The 3,705-nt window shown below is 61.2% G+C and carries 4 protein-coding genes and 1 pseudogene; all 5 read right to left on the bottom strand.

Annotated features, from left to right (window positions below; translation table 11 throughout):
- Window positions 1-473: aldehyde dehydrogenase family protein (locus JWR14_RS36035; protein WP_299719088.1), on the bottom strand; the 473-nt coding region annotated here is incomplete at its 3' end.
- Window positions 470-1,714, bottom strand: coding sequence for a phosphonoacetate hydrolase (gene phnA / locus JWR14_RS36030; protein ID WP_299719091.1), 1,245 nt, complete (start codon window positions 1,712-1,714; stop codon window positions 470-472). The genes JWR14_RS36035 and phnA, both read right to left, overlap by 4 nt.
- Before the next feature lie 170 nt (window positions 1,715-1,884).
- Window positions 1,885-2,724, bottom strand: a complete 840-nt coding sequence (gene phnV, locus JWR14_RS36025; protein WP_299719086.1) for a 2-aminoethylphosphonate ABC transport system, membrane component PhnV — start codon at window positions 2,722-2,724, stop codon at window positions 1,885-1,887.
- Window positions 2,714-3,613, bottom strand: a complete 900-nt coding sequence (locus tag JWR14_RS36020) for a 2-aminoethylphosphonate ABC transporter permease subunit (protein WP_299719084.1) — start codon at window positions 3,611-3,613, stop codon at window positions 2,714-2,716. Before JWR14_RS36020 ends, phnV begins: the two co-directional genes overlap by 11 nt.
- Window positions 3,591-3,705: pseudogene (locus JWR14_RS36015) on the bottom strand (2-aminoethylphosphonate ABC transport system ATP-binding subunit PhnT); the annotation flags it as partial. The pseudogene JWR14_RS36015 and the gene JWR14_RS36020, both read right to left, overlap by 23 nt.

Raw genomic sequence — 3,705 nt, 5'->3', positions numbered from 1 at the left:
GTGATCGCGACAATCACGCCGGCCAGCGGTTCACGTTGCGAGAACACGCGGCGGGCCTTGCCGTGCGGGGTAAGGTCGCAGGAAAAACTTTGACCGTCGTCGCGCAACGCTTCCATCGCGGCGAATTTGAACACGTCGGCCACGCGTCCGATTTCATAACGCGAGTCCTGCTTCGACAAACCCGATTCAAGTGAAATAAGATCCGACGCTTCTTCCGTGCGCTCACGCAGCAACGCCGCAGCGCGTTCGAGAATCTGCGAGCGTTCATAGCGCGTCAGCGTCGAGTGGTAATTCGCCGCGTACTCGAATGCGTCGCGCACGTCGTCGACGCTTGCCATTGGCACGGTGCCAATGCGTGTGTTCGTGTAAGGATCGAGAACATCCATGGTGCGAGCACGCGCCGCACGCTCGCCCTTCAGACGCAGCTTTTCGACCCGCGGCGCATGTTGCTCAACCGCAAGAACGGCGCTCATGATGCAAGCTCCAGATGATTCAACGCGATGTTGAAGACATCGAAGTTGCGCAGGCGCTTCCCCTCGCGCTTTGACTCGAAACCATCGGTTGGACGATTGAACAACAAGGGCACTTCCTGCTCGGACACGCCGCCATGCGAGCGCAACGGCACGGTCAATCCCGACAGGTCGTGCTCCGCGCGCCGGGAACCGAGTACCGTGTTGCGTCCGCTCACGGCCACCAGATCTCCCACGCGATCGTTCGGCAATTCGAAGCGCTCGCACGCAGCCTTGTTGTCGAGCACGATATCTACGCCCGGCAGTTCGGCAATGCGCGCCGCCAACGCTTTTGCATCGACGGAGCTCGGCAGGTAGATGGTTGCGAATGAACCAAGCGCTCCGTGGTGAACGACGTAGGGATCGGTAATCGGCAGGATCACGCGCGCATTCGGTGCGTCCAGCGTTTCATCCAGCCAGTCTTGCAGATACACGACGTTCGGCTCGCCCGTTGAGGGATCGTGCTTCGCGTTCATGCCGTGGTCCGCCGTCAGGCCAATCACCGCACCGAGTTCGTTCAGGCGCGCGAGGTAACCGTCCATCATCGCGTAGAACGCGTTCGCGCCGTCCGTGCCGGGCGCGCATTTATGCTGCACGTAGTCCGTGGTTGACAGGTACATGAGGTCAAGCTTGCGGGTCTCGGCAAGCCGTACGCCGGCCGCAAAAACGAACTCGGAAAGGTCAGCGCTATAGACGTCCGGCACCGGCTTGCCGACCAGCTCAAGCACGTTCTCGATGCCGTTTTCCGCAAGCGTCACCGCGTCCGCTTTCTCCGCTGAAAAACAGATACCGTCGAGTTGCCAGCCGAGCAGACGGCGCAGCTTGTCCTTCGCTGTAATCACCGCGACCTTCTCGCCGCGTTGCGCCGCAGCCGCGAGGATGGTGCCTGCGCGAAGGTAGGCCGGGTCGTTCATCATCACTTCCCCGCCCTTGCCGCCGTTCGCTTGCGGGTCAAAGAAATAGTTGCCGCAAATGCCATGCACGGAAGGCGGAACGCCCGTCACGATCGACAAGTTGTTCGGGTTGGTGAACGACGGAATCACGCAGTCAGCGCGAAAGGCCGACCCACCACGCAGCATGGTGCCGATAAACGGCGCGACACCCGCTGCAACTGCCGCTTCCAGGTAATCGTATTCGCAGCCGTCGACGCAGACGACCACGGTCAGCGCGCGCGCCGGCCCATAAGCGCGGCCGTTAACTTCCATAATTTCGGTGGACGTGGACATGAGGTTCCTTCCCGTGATGAACCAGCGTTTGGCTAACCGTTGCGGTTAAATACGCGATTCCATATTTTGATGCACAACGCCAATATTTGCCACATTTTTCGACGTAAAAAAGTCCCGAAAAGTGGGACTTTCGGCGGGAGCAGCCTGGATCAGGCCATTCGCCGCCGCGGCACTTTTGCCGCGATCAGCAGCAATGCAGCGAGTGAAACGGCCAGCAAGATCAGCGAAAGCGCCGACGCCGGTAAGTAGTAACCGCGATTCACCTGCCCGACGACCACGATCGGCACGGTCGCAAAACCCGGCGGATAGACGGTCAGCGTCGCGCCAAGTTCGCCGAGCGATAACGCAAATCCCAACGCAAGACTCGCGCGGATCGCGGGTACAAGCTGCGGCAAGACTACGCGTGAGAGGACCATCGAAGGCGGCGCGCCGAGGCTTGCGGCGGCTTCTCGCAAGATCGTGAGTTCGGGGCGCAGCGCAGCGGCCGCGCATCGATAACAAAACGGCAGCACAAGCGCGAGCTGCACCAGCACGACGATCGCGGCCGACCCCGAGATATCCAGCGGTTTCTTGTGATACGCAATCAGCACGGCAAGGCCGAGCACGACGCTCGGCACGCCGTTGGGCATCATCGCGATGGTATCGACCCACGCGCCCACGCCGCGGCGGTCACGGCCTTCCAGCGCGAGTGCAAGCCACAGGCCGACCACCGTACCCAGCACCGCGACGCCGAAGCCGACTTCAAGGCTCGTGGTCAACGCATCAAAGTCGCTTCCGCCCAGACGTTCGAACCAGCGCATGCTGAAACCATCGGGAAAGATGGTTCCCGACCAGTGCGACGCCACGCTGGACAGCGCCACCACGATCACCGGCAATACGAACAACCAGAAGCACAGCAGCGCGGCAAAACCCGTGAATATCCATCCACCGATCCGCTTGAGCGAATAGGGCTTCGAAGTCGTAGCGGGCAGCGTGAACTCAGTTGCCATTACGGCCTCCCGTGCGTCGATTGACTCGTCTGTACAGCGCGTACAACGAGAGCGACATCGCCAGCATCACGACCGCGCCGGCGGCTGCCGTCGGCAAGTCGAGATCGACGGTGGCCGAGCTATAGATGGCCATTGGCAATGTGATCAGATGCGCGCTGCCGAGCACGAGCAAAATGCCGAACTCATTGAGCGTCAGCAGGAAACACAGGATGGTGCCTGCCGCAATACCAGGCCACGCGAGCGGCAAGATAACCTTGAACGCAACCATCCAGCCGTTCGCGCCGAGACTCTTTGCGGCTTCGATCAGGCGCATGTCGAGCGTGGCGAACGACGCAAGCGTGGGCCGCACGACGAATGGCGCGTAGAACACGACCTCCGCGAGAATCACGCCGCCGATACCGAACAAGAAGTCGAGCGGCGGGTCCTGCAGGTTAAAAAGCCGCTGCAAGCCGATGCTCACCGACCCCTGCGAGCCATACAAAAAGATCAGCGTGAACGCGACCAGGAACGACGGGAATGCGACGAATAATTCGAGGAACCGGGTGACAAGTTTCGCACCGGGGAATGGCTTGAAAAACAGCATGGCCGCGAGCAGCACGCCGAGCACTGAAGCGAGTGTCGCGCTGGCGAACAGGATGCCGAGCGTTGTGCCGACCACCCCGCTTGTCTCGGGATTGCTGAAGAACGCTGTGTAGGCATGAAAGCTCAGGCCATGTGCACCGCTCACGCTGAGAATCAGGAGTTGCAGCAGCGGATAGATGACCAGCGGGCCGAGCACGACCACAAGAATGAACCACAAATGCCACTGTGCCAGCCGTTCGCGACGCCGCTTGGCCGCGGTATGCGCGACGTCGTCGACTACGTGTTCACTCGCTGATAAGGACGACATCGTCAACCTCGTGGCGTAGGGAAACACGCGCGCCCTTCACGGGCATCGGGCCGTGCGCGCGCTGCATGGTGACGAGCACGGGTTGATCGGGC

It is taken from the genome of Caballeronia sp. (genome assembly GCF_028292365.1).
Taxonomy (GTDB): domain Bacteria; phylum Pseudomonadota; class Gammaproteobacteria; order Burkholderiales; family Burkholderiaceae; genus Caballeronia.
The sequence above is the reverse complement of the archived record's forward strand: the minus strand, read 5'-3'. Positions and strand labels throughout refer to the sequence as shown.